The 19,071-nt window shown below is 55.0% G+C and carries 13 protein-coding genes, 3 tRNA genes and 4 other RNA genes; 17 read left to right on the top strand and 3 right to left on the bottom strand.

What is annotated here, in order from left to right:
• Positions 1-171: 171 nt before the first annotated feature.
• Positions 172-1,560, top strand: a complete 1,389-nt coding sequence (gene cysS / locus AB8516_RS09145; RefSeq protein ID WP_369160023.1) for a cysteine--tRNA ligase — start codon at positions 172-174, stop codon at positions 1,558-1,560.
• Positions 1,561-1,602: 42 nt separating this feature from the next.
• Here the strand turns inward: cysS and folD are convergent, their stop codons facing one another.
• On the bottom strand, positions 1,603-2,463 hold the full coding sequence (folD, locus tag AB8516_RS09140) for a bifunctional methylenetetrahydrofolate dehydrogenase/methenyltetrahydrofolate cyclohydrolase FolD (RefSeq protein WP_369160021.1): 861 nt from the start codon (positions 2,461-2,463) through the stop codon (positions 1,603-1,605).
• A 165-nt stretch (positions 2,464-2,628) separates the two neighbouring features.
• Here folD and AB8516_RS09135 point away from each other — a divergent pair.
• The 7 genes from AB8516_RS09135 (at position 2,629) to AB8516_RS09105 (ending at position 5,782) form a co-directional block, all read left to right on the top strand.
• Positions 2,629-2,705: transfer RNA gene (locus AB8516_RS09135), tRNA-Pro, on the top strand.
• Between the two features lie 429 nt (positions 2,706-3,134).
• Positions 3,135-3,210 (top strand) — tRNA-His (locus AB8516_RS09130).
• A gap of 42 nt (positions 3,211-3,252) precedes the next feature.
• Positions 3,253-3,328 (top strand) — tRNA-Lys (locus AB8516_RS09125).
• 34 nt (positions 3,329-3,362) lie between these two features.
• Positions 3,363-3,506, top strand: a non-coding RNA gene (locus AB8516_RS09120) — RtT sRNA.
• Between the two features lie 34 nt (positions 3,507-3,540).
• Positions 3,541-3,684, top strand: a non-coding RNA gene (locus AB8516_RS09115) — RtT sRNA.
• Between the two features lie 34 nt (positions 3,685-3,718).
• Positions 3,719-3,862: non-coding RNA, RtT sRNA (locus AB8516_RS09110), on the top strand.
• A 462-nt stretch (positions 3,863-4,324) separates the two neighbouring features.
• Positions 4,325-5,782, top strand: a complete 1,458-nt coding sequence (locus tag AB8516_RS09105) for a multiheme c-type cytochrome (protein ID WP_369160019.1) — start codon at positions 4,325-4,327, stop codon at positions 5,780-5,782.
• 211 nt (positions 5,783-5,993) lie between these two features.
• On the opposite strand, the gene AB8516_RS09100 is transcribed toward AB8516_RS09105, so the two are convergent.
• A complete protein-coding gene (locus AB8516_RS09100; RefSeq protein ID WP_108292285.1) occupies positions 5,994-7,103 on the bottom strand; it encodes a GAF domain-containing protein in 1,110 nt (369 codons plus the stop codon).
• Between the two features lie 437 nt (positions 7,104-7,540).
• On the opposite strand from AB8516_RS09100, the gene AB8516_RS09095 reads away from it, so the two are divergent.
• Together AB8516_RS09095 and AB8516_RS09090 are read left to right on the top strand one after the other, a co-directional pair.
• On the top strand, positions 7,541-8,695 hold the full coding sequence (locus AB8516_RS09095; RefSeq protein ID WP_369160016.1) for a hypothetical protein: 1,155 nt from the start codon (positions 7,541-7,543) through the stop codon (positions 8,693-8,695).
• 217 nt (positions 8,696-8,912) lie between these two features.
• A complete protein-coding gene (locus AB8516_RS09090) occupies positions 8,913-10,889 on the top strand; it encodes an alpha-amylase family glycosyl hydrolase (RefSeq protein WP_369160014.1) in 1,977 nt (658 codons plus the stop codon).
• A 65-nt stretch (positions 10,890-10,954) separates the two neighbouring features.
• On the opposite strand, the gene AB8516_RS09085 is transcribed toward AB8516_RS09090, so the two are convergent.
• On the bottom strand, positions 10,955-11,509 hold the full coding sequence (locus AB8516_RS09085; RefSeq protein WP_369160012.1) for a hypothetical protein: 555 nt from the start codon (positions 11,507-11,509) through the stop codon (positions 10,955-10,957).
• Positions 11,510-12,147: 638 nt separating this feature from the next.
• Between AB8516_RS09085 and rnpB the strand changes: the two genes are divergently transcribed.
• The 7 genes from rnpB to murF all read left to right on the top strand — a co-directional run bounded on the left by rnpB (position 12,148) and on the right by murF (position 19,070).
• Positions 12,148-12,514: RNase P RNA component class A (rnpB, locus tag AB8516_RS09080), an RNA gene on the top strand.
• Between the two features lie 261 nt (positions 12,515-12,775).
• Entirely contained in the window at positions 12,776-13,231 is a 456-nt protein-coding gene (gene mraZ, locus AB8516_RS09075; RefSeq protein ID WP_108292277.1) for a division/cell wall cluster transcriptional repressor MraZ, read from the top strand.
• Positions 13,231-14,160, top strand: a complete 930-nt coding sequence (gene rsmH / locus AB8516_RS09070; RefSeq protein ID WP_369160010.1) for a 16S rRNA (cytosine(1402)-N(4))-methyltransferase RsmH — start codon at positions 13,231-13,233, stop codon at positions 14,158-14,160. Before mraZ ends, rsmH begins: the two co-directional genes overlap by 1 nt.
• The gene (gene ftsL / locus AB8516_RS09065) at positions 14,157-14,429 is read left to right on the top strand and encodes a cell division protein FtsL (protein WP_235615138.1); all 273 of its coding nucleotides are present in this window, start codon (positions 14,157-14,159) and stop codon (positions 14,427-14,429) included. Before rsmH ends, ftsL begins: the two co-directional genes overlap by 4 nt.
• Positions 14,430-14,431: 2 nt before the next feature.
• Positions 14,432-16,171 (top strand): peptidoglycan D,D-transpeptidase FtsI family protein, encoded by a 1,740-nt coding sequence (locus tag AB8516_RS09060; RefSeq protein ID WP_369160007.1) that lies wholly within the window; start codon positions 14,432-14,434, stop codon positions 16,169-16,171.
• Positions 16,168-17,706, top strand: a complete 1,539-nt coding sequence (locus AB8516_RS09055; protein WP_369160005.1) for a UDP-N-acetylmuramoyl-L-alanyl-D-glutamate--2,6-diaminopimelate ligase — start codon at positions 16,168-16,170, stop codon at positions 17,704-17,706. Before AB8516_RS09060 ends, AB8516_RS09055 begins: the two co-directional genes overlap by 4 nt.
• Positions 17,703-19,070 carry a UDP-N-acetylmuramoyl-tripeptide--D-alanyl-D-alanine ligase gene (murF, locus tag AB8516_RS09050; RefSeq protein WP_369160003.1) on the top strand — a complete coding sequence of 456 codons (1,368 nt, stop codon included), beginning with the start codon at positions 17,703-17,705 and terminating at the stop codon, positions 19,068-19,070. Before AB8516_RS09055 ends, murF begins: the two co-directional genes overlap by 4 nt.
• Position 19,071 lies beyond the last annotated feature (1 nt).

Here is a 19,071-nt window from a genome sequence, read left to right as displayed (position 1 = left end):
CTGGAAAGAAGGTTTACACTTTTCAGGGTTATTGTCAGAGTATTTCACTGTGGATTTGTTGACGATTTTTTAGCTTCCGGAGATTGGATGGGGCCGGCTGTCGAGCTTTGAGGAAAACGCCGCTTTTCGTTAAGATGCGCGGCACTTACTCCCCTGTTGATGTGAACCACTATGCTCAAGCTCTACAACGATCTCAGCAACCGCAAAGAGACCTTTCAACCCCTACGGGCCGGTATGGTTCGCATGTATGTGTGTGGTATGACGGTCTACGATCTCTGTCATCTCGGACATGCGCGGGTGATGGTGGTATTCGATGTGGTCTATCGTTACCTGCAGGCGAGTGGCTACGAGGTAAGCTACATCCGCAATATCACCGATATCGACGACAAGATCATCAACCGGGCCAATGAGAAGGGTGTGCCCTTCAGCGAGCTTACCGAGGAATTCATTCAGGCCATGCACCAGGATGCCGATGCATTGGACGTGCTGCGGCCCACGGATGAGCCCAAGGCGACCCAGCACATGGAGGAGATCCTGGCGATGATCACCCGCCTGATCGAGAATGGACATGCCTATACCGCGGATAATGGCGATGTCTACTACGATGTGCGGAGTTTCAGCGACTACGGCAAACTCTCCGGTAAGTCGGTCGAGGATCTGCGCGCCGGCGCCCGGGTGGAACCGGGGGATGCCAAGCGGGATCCTCTCGATTTTGCTTTGTGGAAGGGGGCAAAACCGGACGAGCCGGCATGGGATTCTCCCTGGGGGCGCGGACGTCCCGGCTGGCACATCGAGTGTTCAGCCATGTCCACCAAGGCCCTTGGCGACAGCTTCGATATCCACGGCGGGGGCGCGGATCTCACCTTCCCGCATCATGAGAACGAGATCGCCCAATCCGAGGGAGCGACCGGCCATCCCTTCGTCAAATACTGGATGCACAATGGATTCGTGCGCATCAACGATGAGAAGATGTCCAAATCGTTGGGTAACTTCTTCACTGTGAGAGAGATCCTCGAGCACTACCGGGCCGAGGAGGTTCGCTACTTCATCCTTACCAGTCACTACCGTTCGCCGCTCAACTACGACACCGAACATCTGGACAACGCCCGTGCCGCACTGACCCGGTTCTATACCGCAATGAGGGGTCTTCCAAATGCACCGGCTGCCGGTGGTGAAAGCTATGTCAGTCGATTCAGGGATGCCATGGATGACGATTTCAATACCCCCGAGGCGTTGGCTGTGCTGTTCGACCTGGCGCGCGAGATCAATCGCCTGAAAGATAACGATGTGAGCGCTGCCGCCAGTCTGGCCGGTGTACTGAGAGAACTGGGCGGGATGCTCGGCATTCTGCAGGACGATCCCGAGGACTATTTGCGGGGTGGTGCACAAGCGGGGGACGATACCCTATCCGACGGCAAAATCGATGCGATGATCCAGGCACGTATCGATGCCAGGGCGGAGAAAAACTGGGCCGAAGCCGACCGTATCCGCGACGACCTGCAAGCTGCCGGCATCATTCTGGAAGACGGACCCCAAGGTACCACTTGGCGTAGGGGATAAGTTTATCGGTGCGGCAAGCCGCACCGTTTGGCCATGATGAAGCTATTTTGTTGAGCTGTGCAGCTCCGCCGCCTGAAGGGTATTCTCCAACAGGGTCACAATGGTCATCGGTCCAACCCCGCCGGGTACCGGCGTGATCCAGCTGGCCCTTTCACTCGCTGACTCGAAATCCACGTCCCCCACCAACTTGCCGTCCTCATTGCGGTTCATGCCCACATCGATGACGATGGCGCCCTGTTTGACCCAATCCCCCGGCACATACTCCGCGCGACCGATGGCGACCACCAGGATGTCCGCATTGCGCGCCTTCTCCGCCAGGTCCTTGGTGCGGCTGTGGCAGACCGTGATGGTGCAGCGCGCCGCCAGCAGTTCCAGGGCCATGGGACGGCCGACGATGTTGGACTGGCCGATGATGACCGCATCGAGTCCCTCCAGCTTCTGACCGGTTTTCGCCAGCAGGGTCATGATCCCCTTGGGGGTGCAGGAGCGCAGCAGGGGCATGCGCAGCACCAGGCGCCCGACATTGTAGGGATGGAAACCGTCCACATCCTTGGTCGGCAGTATGCGCTCGATGACGGCCTCTTCATCGATCTGTTCCGGCAGGGGTAGTTGCACCAGAATGCCGTCGATCGCTTCATCTTCATTAAGCCGGTCGATCAGCGCCAACAGTTCGTCCTGGGTGGTCGAGGCAGGAAGATCATGAGAGACGGAGTGGAATCCGACCTCGTCACAGGATTTTCGCTTATTCCTTACATAGACCTGGGATGCGGGATTGTCCCCCACCAGAACCACCGCCAGACCGGGTCGGCGTAAACCCGCCGCCACGCGTTGTTCAACGCTCCATTTGATCTGTTGCCTGAGATCGGCCGCGATGGCCTTGCCGTCGAGAATCTGCGCACTCATGGGTGTTCCCGGGTGTCTTATTGAAATCAGGATGGGGATGATACAGAAAGCTGAACCAACTGTCAGTGCGCAATGCCCGCCACCATTGACCTGAAGGGGCATCGTCAGTATTATTCCCCCCCTTTGCTCACCCAGGGTGTAGGGATATACTTTTGGGATGATTTTCGGGGTATAGCGCAGTCTGGTAGCGCGCCTGCTTTGGGAGCAGGATGTCGGGAGTTCGAATCTCTCTACCCCGACCAGTTTTCTGCGCCCGTAGCTCATTTGGATAGAGCATCGGCCTTTGAGCGCACATGGCCCAGGTTATGTGCAATCAGGAGCCTTTATGAGGAATGCAACTCATAAAGTGGATCGCACTGTATCGGGGAAACCTTAACAGGTTGTGCTGATGGCAATCCCGAGGAAACCTTTGGTTGAACCAGCCATATTATGCTGGATAGGCAACCGGATCTGTCTGTGACCGCGGGTTACGACAGATGCAGAGGGGATCCGTAGAGACTATACGTGCGACACCTGAGACGGTGAAGAGATAGTCCAGACCACAAACCCTGCGGGGGCGTCGAAAGACGTAGTTGGTAAGCTAAGCCGAGGGTAGCAGGTTCGAGTCCTGCCGGGCGTGCCAAATCTGCGGGACAGGTTGCAGTATTGCAGCCGGATGGAAACGGTCAATGGTGGACGTAGCTCAGTTGGTAGAGCTCCGGATTGTGGTTCCGGCGGTCGTGGGTTCGAGACCCATCGTCCACCCCATTATCGCAAGCACTCCATTTCACATGGGGACAAACAGCTCATGGGCCATTAGCTCAGCTGGTAGAGCAGTGGACTCTTAATCCATTGGTCGTAGGTTCGAATCCTACATGGCCCACCAAGCTCTAATAGAAAACCCGAACCTAGCAGTTCGGGTTTTTTATTTCTGAAGGGGATTCGAACCTACGACTTCAATCAAGCCAGGTTCGACAGTCGAGCAAAGCGAGGCTGAACGTGGGAGCGCAGCGACCGCGGCCCGAAGGGCGAGGCGAAGCCGAGTAATCCTACATGGCCCACCAAGCTCTAATAGAAAACCCGAACCTAGCAGTTCGGGTTTTTTATTTCTAAAGGGGATTCGAACCTACGACTTCAATCAAGCCAGGTTCGACAGTCGAGCAAAGCGAGGCTGAACGTGGGAGCGCAGCGACCGCGGCCCGAAGGGCGAGGCGAAGCCGAGTAATCCTACATGGCCCACCAAGCTCTAATAGAAAACCCGAACCTAGCAGTTCGGGTTTTTTATTTCTAAAGGGGATTCAAACCTACGACTTCAAACAAGCCAGGTTCGACAGTCGAGCAAAGCGAGGCTGAACGTGGGAGCGCAGCGACCGCGGCCCGAAGGGCGAGGCGAAGCCGAGTAATCCTACATGGCCCACCAAGCTCTAATAGAAAACCCGAACCTAGCAGTTCGGGTTTTTTATTTCTAAAGGGGATTCAAACCTACGACTTCAAACAAGCTAGGTTTGACAGTTGAGCAAAGCGACCGCGACCCGAAGGGCGAGGTACAGCCGGGTTGTCCTACATGGCCAATCATAGTAAAGACATGAGATGTAATCGCACAGTAAACGCCTTTAACAGTGAAGTGGAGTCGTAGCCTAGTTTCGATCTTTCAGGATTTGACTTATGTCAAAGCCTTTCTGGCCAATTCCCCTATTACTTTTAGGTAATTAAAAAATCCTGAGGTGATTTTTTAATTCATCGATATAAGAAACCTTACTTGCTTGACAAGACTTGAGAGGTTGTCAGCAGTTTCACTCCTCTTGGGACCGGGGAACTGATCCTAGCAGTTTTTGGCTAGTTCCTAATAAAAAGCAATAGTCAACTAACTGGAGAAAAGGTGATGAAACGCCGTCGACTTCTATTACCCTCTGTTGCCGCCGCCCTGCTTTTCTTTGGACTCAACGGCCTGACTTTAGCGGCCGACTCGCCCGCAAAGACACTGGATGAAGACCAGATGGCTCAAGCCGACTGTGTCGGCTGCCATATCAACGTCAACCCGGGTATCGTCAAGCAGCACATGGAAGGGCCGCATGCGAATACCAAGAAAGTGGAAGATGAGGTCCGCTGTCACGACTGCCACGGTGTGGATCATAAGACCATGGATGACGTTGAAAAGGCGAGTATGCCCACCCCGGAAATTTGTGGCGAATGCCACAAAAAACAGGCGCGTCAACACAGAGACGGCAAACACAATTTGGCTTGGTTGGCGATGAAGTCTCAGATCGCCTGGCATGGACAGCCCGGATCAATCACCGAACAAGGTTATCGCGGCTGTTCCGGATGCCACAAAATCGGTGAGAAAGGACTGCTTGCGGTAACGCAGGGTAATATGGGCGATGTGAAGAGAGATGGTGGCAAAGAGGCGGCAACCTATCGCTATGGTAACGCGCAATGCGATGCCTGCCACACCCGCCATAGTTTCAAGGCATCGGAAGCCATGGATCCGCGCGCCTGCTCCAACTGCCACATGGGCTTCGACCATCCCCAGTGGGAGATGTATACCTCCGCCAAGCACGGTATCGTGTGGCAGATTGAAGGGCATGTAAATGAAGGCGGTCGTGCCCCCACCTGTCAGACCTGCCATCTGAGTGAAGGCGATCATGAGGTGCGCACCGCGTGGGGTTTCCTGGGACTGCGCATCCCCACCAAGGAGAACGTGCTGGCGCTGATCGATGTAGCACCCTCTCTCAAAGAGCCGCTGACGAAACTGGCCGGGTTACTACCCTCGGGTCACTATATGGATGTTGACGACGATCCGCAGTGGACCTTTGACCGGGCGTTGATTCTGCAGGCCGCCGGTATTCTCGATGCATCGTTGCAACCCACAGAACGCTTTATCGAAATCGTCGTGCAGGGTCAAGCCGCGCGGGGTCCCGAGGCATTCAATGTCGAGCGCAAGAAGATGAAGGCGACTTGCAACAAGTGCCACGCACAAGGATTCGTTAACGAGCACTTCAAGGCCTCCGATGAGATAATCAAAGCGGCCGATCACGAGTTCGCCAAGGCCATTACGGCTGTGCAGGCGCTCTACAAGGATGGTATTTTGGAGAAACCGGAAGGCTGGAAATACGCGCCTGATCTACTCCAATATTATGAGGCTAAGACCAGCATCGAACAGGAACTCTACCTGATCATGCTGGAGTATCGCCAACGGACCTTCCAGGGCGCTTTCCACGCCAGTAACGACTACATGCACTGGTATGGCTGGGCGCCATTGAAAACGGCGGTCAATACCATACTTGAAGAAGCCAAACGGATGCGTGCCGAGCACGATTCGAAGAAGATGGCAGCGAAATAAGCGCAATCCGGAGAGTCGTGGTTATCAATAATCTGGGGTACGGCCTATGCCGTACCCCTTATTTGTTGTGTCATTTATAGCTAGAGATCATTAAGAGTGCATGGTCCACCAATCACAATCTCGTAGCCCGGACCTATGCGATCGGGGGGTTTAATCTTCTACATAGATGGTTCGGACCTACGACACCAAACAAACCTGGTTCGACAGCCCATCACTTCTTAGTGCCGATCAAAGCATCCAGTCGGTTACGAAACATTGTCTTAAACTGCGATACCTGCAGTCGGCCGTTCTGCCTCGGAACGATGATCATTCGTTCAGAAGCAAAATCGAAGGGTGCATCGGTTGAGTTTTTTTCGCGAATAGGTATCCAGCTGGCAGGGGTTGGTGAATTGGCATCGCTGCGTCCATGCAGCATTCCGGCTTCAAACACCACATTTGGATTGTCTTGATAAAGGGCGGGCTGTGCATCGGGGATTCTCTCCGAGAGGTAACAGACGCCGTAGCGGCATGTCCCGAGTTCGTTCAACAGCTGCATGTTGATATTTCCCGGCCGGTGAATGTCTTTCCAATAGATTTGATTGAACTTGTCCAGGTACTCCTTTTCGAGAAAGATCTTTTTTATCGTACTGATTACATCGCTTTCCGCATTGGTCGAAGAGGCCAGAAAGATATTCGGCTTGGTCAGTTTTGGCAGGGGGTGCTGGAGTATTTTATTGAGTTCATCAATCGCATTGCCGGTAAACAGGTTCCTGGCTTTTGTGATTGAATGTGTGCGATAGGCAATGGCCATGGCATCTGCAATGATCGTGAGTTCCTGTTTTGCGGCCTTGGTGATATCCAGCCGCTCGACTGTCTCGAAATTGAATACCCCAAACACATTACCGTTTTCATCTTTAAGGGGGATGATGATGGAGGTCTTGATCGGGTCGTTGGTGGGTTTGATGTACTTCGGAATGCCTTTGGATTTACTCCACAGATCACGATAGCTGCGGCATTTTGGCAGTAATGGCTCAGATGGATTGGCGCTGACAATCCAGAGTCGCTTGTTGTAGAGAAAGGCAAATGCCGTCTGGCTGGCGACGCGTCCGCGCGAGTCACGAACCGGCATGGTACTGTACTTCCCCATGGTTGCGTGCTTATGTGGAATCAGCCCGATTTCATTGCCGATGCGTGATGTGACCATGAACCTGGTTACAGTGATGTTGAGGGTGTTCCGAGTGTAGTTATCCACCAGTTGTCGTATGCGGTTGAAACTGGTTGCGTCTATGTAATCCACCGCATAGGCGAACTGAATCAGTTGCTCTCCGAATGAACTGCTCATGACTGCCTCGATATTTTATTCTGTATTGATATAACTTTTTGATTATTGAGATTCGTACCAACTATAACAATATTGTAGTTTACCAAATCATCATGAAGCCAAAGATAGAGATACTTTGCTCCATCTTGTCTCGTTCCGGATAGGAGTGTGGTAACGAGAAATAATCCAACAATGTCGGTCGTTGATACTCTATGTATCACCTTGTGCTGGTCATGGGGGAGATGGCGCATTACTCTCTGACCCGGTTTTATTCATGGTTTTCTTCAGCCGCACCGTAACATCAGGCATGTAAGGTGAGTCTGATCAGTTGGGTAGTGGTTAGGGGTGGTATGTGGGGTATGTTGGGAATGGATTGCCGAAATAAGGATGAATTGCACTCAAACCCGGTTTTCTGTGGAATACCGAATTCATCGATAAAAAACTGAAAATGGACTTTTATGTCATTCCATATCATCACAACTCCCGCGCAGCATGGTTTTTTTCGCAACACCCGCCGTAAACTGACCCAACTGCTCGGAGCACTTTTGTTCGTGGCAGGTCTCGCGGCATCGAGTCTGCCGCTCATGTTTGTCATTGCCGTTATTGTATCGATCCTGTCGCACAATGCTGATTTCCCCGACATGGAATCGGATCAGGCTGTTGTCTTTCTCATTGCTACGGTGATTGCCGTTGTCGGTCTGACATTGGGTCTCAGGTTGATTCGGGGTCGCAGGCGGCTGGTGCTTTTTCTGCGCCGTTTTGGCTATGACGAGGCAACCGAGGCACTGAGTTTTGCGGCGGCATCCGCCATGGGGCAGCGATGGCGCCTGGTGACTCTGGATGACAGTGAGGTCGCGCCGGTCCTCGGTAATGAGACCCAGGGAAGAATCCTCGGTTTTTTGCGATGGATTTTACTGGCTGCGGTCGTTACAGGTTTGCTCTGGTTGTTTGGTGGCGGATTCACAGACTACATAGGGGATATCGTTGGTGACTTGCGGACAAACAATCGTGGGGGTGGTGTCAAAGAGTTCATCGGTCAAATAATCGGTCTTTTCGTGATGACCATAATCTTGGGATTGATCGTCGGCGGCCTGGTTATGATGCTGGTCGCTTTCCTGGGTGCCGGGGTGCTGTTTTCGTGGCGATCGTTTAGCTCATATAAAAAGGCCGAAGAGAATCAATCCAAAAAGATAGGTGATGCGAGTCAGATCAAGCCAGTGATAGACAACGTGCTGAAGTTGAGCAGAAAGATATTTGCACCGCGCCTGGTGGTGGTACGTGTCAACTCGGCCATATGGCAAGCGGTTGTCAGGCAGTTCGCCGATGTTTCTGCTGTGATCTTGATCGACGTCTCCAGCCCGGGGGAGGGTCTGCTCTGGGAGTTGGAAAATCTAAGGGAAAAATATCGTCAAAGAACCATTCTTGTCGGCCAGTACGATGCACTTGAGAAAATCTCCGCACTGCCTGTTACTAATGCGGATGCTGTCAAGACTGAGCAGCGTCTGGTTGAGCTGCTCGATGGTGAAAGCGTGCTGGCCTATCGTAGTGATGGGGCGCGTGACACGCAACGTTTTACCAAGCTGCTAAGAACGACGTTGAATGATCTGTACTAACCGCGTCAGTGCTCGTCGTTACCCGATATCGTTCCCACGCTCATGCATGGGAACGAGAGGCCCAGAACATTGATAAACAAGCTGCTTTGGTGTTTGCGTAACTTGGTTGATTGTGGGCTTTTATTCTATCGATAAGCGGCTACACTCTCATGCAGCAGAGCCTATCGGATTAGTATTGACAGGCCCTAATAAACAGCATTTGGGATGAAGGGATAACATGCCGAACCATAACCACCACCAAGGATCAGGAATAGCCTCTCACCTGCGGATACCCGCCACTGCCGACAGTCATGTCGAAATTCGCTTTGCCGACATCCTGCAACGCGACCGTTACGATCCTCAAGGCTGGCGCCGTGAAGCGCTGACCGCTGTAGCCGGCGAATCGGGTTGGTTCGAGATCAATCTCGATGCCCTGGGTCTGGAGGATGGCGACTACGAGTACGAGTTCATCAAGGATGGCGCAGCCGATACCCCCATCGCCGATCCCTATGCCGTTCATATTACCCGCTTCGGCGGCTACCGGGGGGTGTTTCAGATCCGTGATGGCCGGCGCTGGCAACAGCCGTTTACCTGGGATGATGAATTTACTGATGGAAATGAGCTGCGCAACAACCACCGACTGGTTATCTACGAGATGCCGATGCGCTGGATGGAGAGCGCGCCGGAGAAGGCGCGCCAGGTGGGGCTCGGCACCTTCGAGAAGGTGGTGTTCGCCCATCTCGACCGGCTCAAGACCCTGGGTATCAACGCCATTGAACTGCTACCGGTGCAGGATTCGCCGGATACCCTCAATTGGGGCTATGGCACCCGTTTCTTTTTCGTCCCGGACATCGACATGGGGCTGCCGGTGGAGCTCAAATTCTTCGTTAAACATTGTCATCGGCGAGGTATCCGGGTGATCTTTGATGTGGTGATGAATCACGCCCGCAACTGTCCCCTGGCGCAGCTCGACTATGGCCGATATTTCCTCTCCAACGAGGATGAGGAGCGTTCGCACCGGGGTGAGGATTATGGTGCCAGGTTGTTCCGCTACTGGCCGGATGATAATGACCGAACCCCGGCACGGGATTTTCATTTACACATGGCCGAGTACCTGATCACCGAGTATCACGCCGACGGTTTCAGAATCGATGAGTTCAAGGGCATCAACCACTGGGAGTTCATCCAGCAGTTTCGCGATCATGCCTGGCATGCCCATCAACAGGCCTTTCCCGGCCGGCCGTTTATTGTCATCGCTGAGGATTCCTGGCGGCGGGCGGTGATCACACATCGGCGCTCGGAGAATCCCAATGGCCGTAAGGTCACCGACTCGATGTGGAATTTCGCCTTTCGCGACGAGCTACGGAGGGCCTTTTCCGGTCATCTCCATACCGAATGGGGCGAACCGTCCCGGCGGGAGCGTATCCGTTGGATGGTCACCGGCAGCCGGACCTGGAACGACTGGAGTCATCGGGCGGAGCCTGGTTATTATGATCTCTCCCAGGCGGTCAACTACCTGACCTCCCATGATGTGGAGCAGGAGGAGGAGAAGCGCATCATGAACTACCTCCTGGCGCCGCTGCTGGATGATCGGGGCTTTCGCGGTACGGTAAACGATATCCGTTGGGTGGTCGACCATCTCGATGGTCAGGCAGACGATCAACAGCGTTATCTCCATGGCCTGGCTCTGGAGCGCCTGCGCAGCGCCTTCTCTCTTTTAATGACATCCGTAGGTATTCCCATGCTCCTGGCCGGTGACGAGTTTGGTGACGTGCACGACCTGGACCATACCAACTGGCGTTTGAAGATGTCCGATCCGGTGGATTGGGAGCGGCTTGATGCCTCTCCCAACAGCCGTAACCTGTGGCGCAAGGTGGCCGAGTTGATTGCACTACGCACCGAACACCCGGCGCTGATCCGCAACGAAACCTCATTCTTCTATTTCCATCCTGATTTCGATCGCAACGACGGCGCCAGGGTGTTTGCCTACTGTCGCACACGAGGTGCAACACTTGGTTCCGCTGGTCAGGTTGTTGTAATCGGCAACCTCGGGCCACAGTCGTACAGCCGTTATAATTTGCCGTGGCACTGGATGGATCTGGATATAATCGAGGAGATTGCGCCGCCGCAACAGCACACGTTACCGGAACGCAACGATGGGGGATCGGTCAGGGTGTCATTGGCTCCGTATCAGGTTCGTGTGTTTTCGACTTGAGGGTTGATGTAGAACAGGGGTCAAGACTTTCACCCTGAACAGGGCGATGAGTGTATAACCTTTGTTTAAGGCTTGGCCTGTTCCTTTACCTGCTCCCAGAACCGCCTCCAGAACCCCTTCTGCTCTTCGATCTTGTCCAGGCGCTGCTCTATGGCGTGTAAGACCTCGGTGATCTCTTCCCGCTGGTCATCTGTCTGTGATTCGTCAGGTACGTGCTGGCTGCTGGTCGCTGACCGCTGGCTGCTCAAAATCAAACGCTCTATCCATTCTCCGATAGAAACACCCTGACGATTGGCTTCCTCTTGGGCATATTGCCGGGTAGTTTCGGCTATCCCTTTCAGCAGCCACTGATTGGCGGGCTTTTTTTTCACTCGTGGTACAGCTTTTTTAGGTGGGGCCTTTTTCTTGGAGGCAGGAGATGGCATTTTGTTGGCGCTGCTCTTTTTTGTTTTACTGGCCGACTTCTTTTTTTTGCTATGTTTCAGCGTGATCGGCCGTTGCGGTAGAGTTGAATAGTCCCGGGCTGGCCGCTTGGGCGGTTTATTGGGGGTGGTGCCGGATTTGTCGCTACTTCGTTTGTCTGTCATGTGACTGGTCGGGAGCTGCCTTTTATGCGCCATCCGGAAACGCCAAGTGATGGTGTGTCGCCATCGGTCTTCCGCTTGGTGCCCTGGGTCCCTTTTCGGATAGATGTCAATTATTCGTAGAAGACGCTTTTATCTGCGTAGTGTAGCGGAAATTGCTAACAAATGAGGAGAAATCGTTGCCATCTCAACGCTTGATGTCGCGTTGTTGCGGGTATGGTACTGAGATCTCGAACGTCCTGGTGCTTGAGGTCTTTGCGGGCGGAGGAGGTGAATTAACGGTGCAGTGACCATCCATCGACAAGTCATTCCTTATCGATCGAGAGTGGGACGGTGGGGTTGTGTTGGGTCAGACGATAAGACTGATCAGCACAAATACCGCCCAGATACTCGCCGCAGCCAGGACAAGTGTATCGATGGATAGCAGGGGATTATTTGGCATTTTCATGGTTTTACCTCTCAACTACTCTCGGTATACCGTTACAACTTCAAGCCAAAGCCGATGCCTTTGAGGTGCGTAGGCCATCACCTATGATGTCGGCAGACTAGGCTTTTTTTTAAGCGGCTGCATTGCGAATTCGCAATTCAAACAAGGATATATGTTTTGAGCTGTGGATTTGAGTTATGTAGAGGTGGCTTGTCAGGCGGGCGATTTACCCCTAAAGTGAAGCCAGGGAGTCAGCCGGACAGCTGCTGTGTCGAACATGATGCAGAGGAAAGTCCGGGCTCCGACGGGCTGGGTGCCAGGTAACGCCTGGGGGGCGCAAGCCTACGGAAAGTGCCACAGAAAACATACCGCCATCGGCTCAGGCTGTTGGTAAGGGTGAAATGGTGCGGTAAGAGCGCACCGCAACGCTGGTAACAGCGCTGGCAGGGTAAACCCCACCCGGAGCAAGACCAAATAGAGGGACGGATGTGCCTTGGTGCATATCGAGTGCGGCCCACACTGTCCCTGGGTAGGTTGCTTGAGGTGTGTGGTGACACACATCCCAGATGAATGGCTGTCCACGACAGAACCCGGCTTACAGGCTGACTCCCGCTTTTATCTCCACATTCCTCCACTCTCTGGGGGGATTCATCCCCATTTCTTAATAAATCACTTTAGGTTTGAATGTCATATTGCTGTATTTAAAGTGGTTAGCCGGTTCTTGTCAGTGCTTTTAATTGCTCGCCTAAGCCACTGAGCAGCAAAGAGTTTTCACGTTCTTTACCTTGACAAGGTAGTGTATGGGGTCCTAATATGGGTTGAAGTGGAAGAATGTGGAAAATTAGGGAAAATCGATCCATCAAAGGGGCGCTGACTTGTTTCGCGGGATTTCATCACTCAATCTGGATGCCAAGGGGCGGCTTGCGATACCGACAAAGTATCGCGAACAGCTTGTGGCTGCCTGTAGTGCCGAGTTGGTGATCACCGTCGACAAGGATCACTGCCTGCTGATCTATCCCAAACCCACCTGGCTCGAGATTGAAGAGAAGCTCAGGTCGCTGCCGTCATTTGATGAGACCGCGCGGTTTCTGCAGCGGCTCTATATCGGTAACGCACATGAAATCGATATGGACAGCCAGGGCAGGATCCTGCTTCCACAGGAGTTGCGACGATTTGCCGACCTCAACAAAAAGGTTGCCCTGGTGGGTCAAATAAACAAGTTTGAGTTGTGGGACGAGACAGCTTGGAACAGCCGGCAGGAGGCTCAGTTGGCGAAGGTGGATATCAACAAGCTCGATTTACCGGAAGAGTTCAAGTCACTCTCGATCTGATGAAGCAGGCCCACGATTCAGTGCTGCTTCAGCCCTCGATTGAGGCGCTGAAGATCGATCCGGCCGGTATCTATGTTGATGCTACCTTCGGTCGAGGCGGGCACAGTCGTCAGATTTTGCATGCGTTGGGTGAACGGGGGCGGTTACTGGCTATCGACAGGGATCCGGACGCGGTGGCTTTTGGCAGGAAGACGTTTGGTCAGGATGCTCGCTTTCGAATCGTACAGGAGAGCTTCGCCATGCTGGCCGAGGTGTCTGAACAGGCTGGGCTGATGGGAAGGGTCAACGGCATCCTGCTGGACCTGGGGGTCTCCTCCCCCCAGTTGGATCAGGCTGAGCGCGGATTCAGTTTCACTAAGGATGGGCCTTTGGATATGCGTATGGATCCCGATAGTGGCATCTCGGCGGCCGAGTGGTTGGCTCAGGCCGAGATGAAACAGATCGCAGAGGTCTTGAAAGCCTATGGCGAAGAGCGCCATGCGAAGCGGATTGCGCGGGCCATCGTTGAAACGAGAACACAAAACCCTATTACATCGACGCTGCAATTGGCGGAAATTGTGAGCAGGGCAAATCCCGCATGGGAAAAGAGCAAGCACCCGGCGACACGCAGTTTTCAGGGGATACGCATCTACATCAACAGCGAGTTGGATGCGCTGCAGAGGGCACTGCAGTCGGTAATCGATGTATTGGCGATCGGCGGTCGATTGGTGGTGATCAGTTTTCACTCACTGGAGGATCGGATCGTAAAGCGCTTCATGCGTGATCAGGCGAAAGGCGATCGGTATCCCCCGGGAGTGCCGGTCACCCGGGACAGTATGCAGCCTCGTCTGCGTCTGGTGGGTAAGGCGGTACGGCCGGATGATGATGAAACCGCAGCCAATCCGCGGGCTCGAAGTGCGGTGCTGCGTGTTGCGGAGCGACTCTCTTGAGTCGTACCGGACACATACTGTTTGCGATATTGATGGCAGCGGTGCTGGCATCGGCGATAGCTGTTGTCTACAGCAAATACCTAAGCCGCAAACATTTCGTAGTGTTGCAGGAGCTACAGGCGGAGAGGGAGCGTATCGGTATCGAATGGGGGCGTCTGCAATTGGAAGAGAGCACCCTGGCGACTCATTCGGAAGTGGAAAAAAGGGCACGGGACAGACTGAAAATGCATCTGCCCCAATTTGATGAAGTTGTAGTGATCAGGCGCTAATCATGGCGGGCGGAAAGAAGAGAAAGAACCACCAGGCCGAAGTCATCAGGCTACCGAGTTATCGCGCCCGGCGCATCACTGTGCTTGTGGTGATCGGACTGGCCTTCGCTGCTCTGATCTGGCGATCCGTCGATCGTCAGGTGTTTGAGACCGCCTTTCTGCAGGAACAGGGTGAGATGCGCTACCTGCGCACCATGACGGTCAGTGCCAGCCGGGGCATGATCGCAGACCGCAATGGAGAGCCGCTGGCAATCAGTACTCCGGTTAAAAGCGTGGCCGCCAACCCGAAGGTCATCAAGGGCGACAGCGAAACCATCGGTGCGCTAGCATCGACCCTGAATCTCGATCCTGATCGCCTGCGCAGGTTACTCTCCAGTGAACGTGGGTTTGTCTATCTCAAAAGGCGTGTCAATCCCGACATTGCAGAGCGGGTGGACGCCCTTGAGCTGGATGGGATCGACCTGCTTTCCGAGTACCGTCGTTTCTATCCAAGTGGTGAGGTGATGTCGCACATCGTCGGCTTCACCAATATCGATGACCAGGGGCAGGAGGGGATAGAGCTGGCATACGATGAGTGGCTCAGCGGCAGTGCCGGTGCAAAGCGGGTGATCAAGGATGGCAAGGGGCGCGTGGTTGAGCAGGTGGAGAATATCCGCAGTCCCTTCCCCGGCAAGGAACTGAAACTCAGTATCGACCGGCGCCTGCAGTTTCTCGCCTACCGGGAACTCAAGGCGGCGGTGAGCAAGCATAAGGCGCGGTCGGGATCAGCGGTGATCCTGGATAGCCGCAGCGGTGAGATTCTGGCGATGGTCAACAGCCCGTCATACAACCCGAATGCACTGCGTGGCCGCCGCTCCAGCAGTCTGCGCAACCGTGCGGTAACCGATGTCTTCGAACCCGGATCCACCATCAAGCCGTTCACCGTGGCGGCGGCAGTGGAGTTGGAGCGTTTCACGCCCAATACGCCGATCGATGTCTCCCCCGGCCAGATGAAGGTGGGACGCTATCTGGTCAGGGATAACCGAAACTATGGCATGATCGATGTGGCGACAGTATTGCGTAAATCGAGCAATGTGGGCGCGAGCAAGATTGCCCTGTCGATGCAGCCTGAGACCTTGTGGAGACTCTTTTCGAGCCTGGGTTTCGGCGAGAGTCCCTATAGTCAGTTCCCCGGCGAGTCCGCTGGCCGGCTGCCGCACTTCTCCGATTGGTCCAGTTTTGAACAGGCGACCCTCTCCTTCGGTTATGGGCTCTCCGTGACCCCGTTGCAGCTTGCCAGGGCCTATGGGGTGCTGGCCAATGACGGTTTGCGCATGCCGGTCTCGCTGCTGAAGCTTGATCAGCCTGCGGAGGGTGTCAGGGTGATGCGCAAGAGTACCGCCAGGACAGTGGTCAAGATGTTGGAGGCCGTGGTGTCCAATGAGGGGACGGCGCCTCTGGCCGCAGTTCCCGGTTATCGCGTGGCCGGCAAGACGGGGACCGCAAAAAAATCGGTGGCCGGGGGATATGCGGAGGATAAATATCTCTCCCTTTTTGTCGGTATCGCGCCGGCCGGCGACCCCCGGCTGGTGATGGCGGTGTTCATCGATGAACCCAAAGGCAAGGAGTATTACGGCGGTTTGGTGGCCGGGCCGGTCTTCTCAAGGGTGATGAGCGGCGCTCTGAGATTGTTGAACATTCCTCCCGACAAGCACTGGCATGAGAATAATACCCTGATGGCTCGTTTGGGGGACCGGCGATGATGGCTGCCGAGCGCATCATGGAAGGAGTGACACTGACATCCCTGCTGCATGGAATAGTCTCCATGCCCGCGCATGATGATCGTGAAGTGACCGGGATCGCCCTGGATAGCCGCGAAGTATCGCCGGGGGCGCTCTTTATTGCTTGTGCCGGTGAACATCATCATGGATTGGCTTTTGCCGAACAGGCGGTCTCCCGGGGCGCTGCGGCCATTGTTTGGGAAGCGGACGCTGCAGATGGAAAAGTGCTGGCAGCCGATGTGAAGCTGCCCGTACCCCTGTTGGCGGTACCTGGTTTATCAAAATATGTAAGCCGGATCGCCGGCCGTTTTTACCGACATCCCAGCCGTCAGATGACCGTCTATGGGATAACCGGCACCAATGGCAAGACCAGTATCTGTCAATTGTTGGCCCATGCGCTGACGAGCGAGATCCCCTGCGGCATCATGGGGACCCTGGGTGTGGGGCTCCCCGGGCAATTGAAGTCAACCGGTTATACAACCCCCGATGCGGTGACCTTGCAGAGACATTTGCATGAACTGCTGGCGCAGGGTGCTGGCGCCGTGAGTATGGAAGTTTCATCCCATGCGCTGGATCAGAATCGGGCTGCTGCTGTGGCATTTGATTGCGCAATCTTCACAAACCTCAGCCGCGATCATTTCGATTATCACAGAACGCTGGAAAACTATGCCGCGGCCAAACAGAGGCTGTTTCATATGCCGGACCTCAGCAGTGCGGTGATCAATCTCGATGACAGTTTCGGCAGAACCATTGTCGGATCGATGGTGGAAGGGGTGAAGCTGCTGGGATACAGTCTCGAGCCGGTAGCTGATTTGCCTGCCGGTCTTACCGGATGGGCGCGGGCCTTGGAGATAGATCCCACTAGCCAGGGTATGCGCATCAAAATCTCGACCCACCTGGGCGATGCTGATCTGGAGACGAAACTGCTTGGTCGCTTCAATGCGGCCAATCTACTGGCGGTCCTGCTGGTGCTGTTGCAACGGAACTGGTCTTTGCAGCGCGCAGTGGCGGTGCTTTCAGAGCTCAATACCATCCCCGGCCGGATGGAGCTGTTGGGCGGCGGAGAGAGACCTGGCGTCGTGGTCGACTACGCCCATACCCCGGACGCCCTGGAAAAGGCGTTGCAGGCCCTTCGGGTGCACTGTCCGGGTTCGCTCAGTGTGGTATTCGGCTGTGGCGGCGATCGTGATCGCGGTAAGCGCCCGCTGATGGGCGAATTGGCTGAACAGCTGGCCGATCGAGTAATCATTACCGATGACAATCCGCGCAGTGAACCGAGCGGTGAAATCATTCAGCAGATCCTGGCCGGTATGAAAATGTCGGACAGGGCGATGGTCGAATCCGATCGGCATCGTGCAATCCATGTTGCTATTGCCCATGCATCGCCGGGTGACCTGGTGCTGGTGGCGGGCAAGGGTCATGAGGACTACCAGCTTGTCGGGGAGAAGGTGCTCCATTTCGATGACCGTGAACAGGTCGCAGCCGCACTCGATGCGTGGTCGGTGAAGGCCCAATGAACGCGCTCTATCTCTCTCAAATAGCGGAAAGCCTGCATGGGACCCAGGTTGGCGAAGATGTCCGTTTCAGCTCGGTCAGCACCGATAGCCGCACCCTGGCGGAGAACGATCTCTATGTCGCGTTGAAGGGGCCCAATTTTGATGGTCACACCTTCATCGGTCAGGCGCGGGACAAGGGGGCTGTGGCAGTGATGGTGAGCGAACCGCAGAACCCTGAGATTCCCCAGCTTCAGGTATCGGATACCCGGATCGGACTCGGTCGTCTGGCTGGTGTCTGGCGGGACTGTTTTGCCGTGCCGCTGATCGCCATTACCGGCAGCAACGGCAAGACCACCGTCAAAGAGCTGCTCGCCGCCATCCTACGGCAAAAAGGAAGCGTACTGGCCACCAGGGGTAATTTGAATAATGAAATCGGCCTGCCGCTCACATTGCTGCGCTTGCAGGATGAAGCCTATGCGGTGGTGGAAATGGGCGCCAATCATCCCGGCGAGATCGGCTACCTGAGCCAGATCGCCCACCCGGATGTGGCCCTCATCACCAATGCCGGCGCCGCTCATCTCGAGGGATTCGGCGATCTGCAGGGTGTTGCACGGGCGAAGGGTGAGATCCTCAGCGGACTCAAACCCACCGGGATCGCTGTATTGAATGCCGACGATGACTATTTTCCCCTTTGGCGCGATCTGCTGGGTGAACGCAGACTGATCAGCTTCGGCAGTTCGAGGCATGCGGCCGTGCACTGTGATCTCTCCCGGGCCGAGATGCGCTGGACGGAATCGGGTTATTACAACCACATGCAGGTCAGTTATCAGGCAGAGAGTTTTGACGTAAGACTTGCGCTCGCCGGCCAACACAATCTGATGAATGCCCTGGCGGCGATTGCGGGTGCGCTGGCGATGGGGTGCTCAGGCGGGGATATCGAGCGGGGACTCGCAAGTGTCGAGCCGGTGGCAGGCCGTCTGCAGATGCGCTTCACTCCTGCCGGCTATCGCCTCATCGACGACACCTATAACGCCAATCCCGATTCGGTGGAAGCCGCAGTGGAGGTTTTACGCAGTGCACCGGGCAAGCGGGTGCTGGTGCTGGGGGATCTGGCTGAGCTGGGTGACCAATCCGTTGCCCTGCATGGTCAGATGGGCGCAAAGGCGAAACAGGCGGGACTCTCCCAACTCTATACCCTGGGAGAGCTGAGCCGGCATGCAGCGTTGAGTTTCGGCGACGGAGCACTTGCCTTTTCGGATCTGGACGAACTGGTGGGGAGCCTGACCGGCTCGCTACGACAAGGCGATACGTTGCTGGTGAAGGGATCCCGAAGTGCGGCCATGGAAAGGGTGGTGGATCGGCTGATGAATGACGGGAGAGGCTGAC

The organism is Candidatus Thiodiazotropha sp. LNASS1, from assembly GCF_964212655.1.
Classification (GTDB): domain Bacteria; phylum Pseudomonadota; class Gammaproteobacteria; order Chromatiales; family Chromatiaceae; genus Thiodiazotropha.
The sequence above is the reverse complement of the archived record's forward strand: the minus strand, read 5'-3'. Positions and strand labels throughout refer to the sequence as shown.

Bases quoted from the DNA above. Each gene is read 5' to 3' on its own strand.
- AB8516_RS09105 (WP_369160019.1), top strand. From the start codon at position 4,325: ATGAAACGCCGTCGACTTCTATTACCCTCTGTTGCCGCCGCCCTGCTT.
- cysS (WP_369160023.1), top strand. From the start codon at position 172: ATGCTCAAGCTCTACAACGATCTCAGCAACCGCAAAGAGACCTTTCAA.
- rsmH (WP_369160010.1), top strand. From the start codon at position 13,231: ATGAAGCAGGCCCACGATTCAGTGCTGCTTCAGCCCTCGATTGAGGCG.
- folD (WP_369160021.1), bottom strand. From the start codon at position 2,463: ATGAGTGCGCAGATTCTCGACGGCAAGGCCATCGCGGCCGATCTCAGG.
- AB8516_RS09100 (WP_108292285.1), bottom strand. From the start codon at position 7,103: ATGAGCAGTTCATTCGGAGAGCAACTGATTCAGTTCGCCTATGCGGTG.
- murF (WP_369160003.1), top strand. From the start codon at position 17,703: ATGAACGCGCTCTATCTCTCTCAAATAGCGGAAAGCCTGCATGGGACC.
- AB8516_RS09085 (WP_369160012.1), bottom strand. From the start codon at position 11,509: ATGGCGCATAAAAGGCAGCTCCCGACCAGTCACATGACAGACAAACGA.
- AB8516_RS09095 (WP_369160016.1), top strand. From the start codon at position 7,541: ATGTCATTCCATATCATCACAACTCCCGCGCAGCATGGTTTTTTTCGC.
- AB8516_RS09090 (WP_369160014.1), top strand. From the start codon at position 8,913: ATGCCGAACCATAACCACCACCAAGGATCAGGAATAGCCTCTCACCTG.
- AB8516_RS09060 (WP_369160007.1), top strand. From the start codon at position 14,432: ATGGCGGGCGGAAAGAAGAGAAAGAACCACCAGGCCGAAGTCATCAGG.
- AB8516_RS09055 (WP_369160005.1), top strand. From the start codon at position 16,168: ATGATGGCTGCCGAGCGCATCATGGAAGGAGTGACACTGACATCCCTG.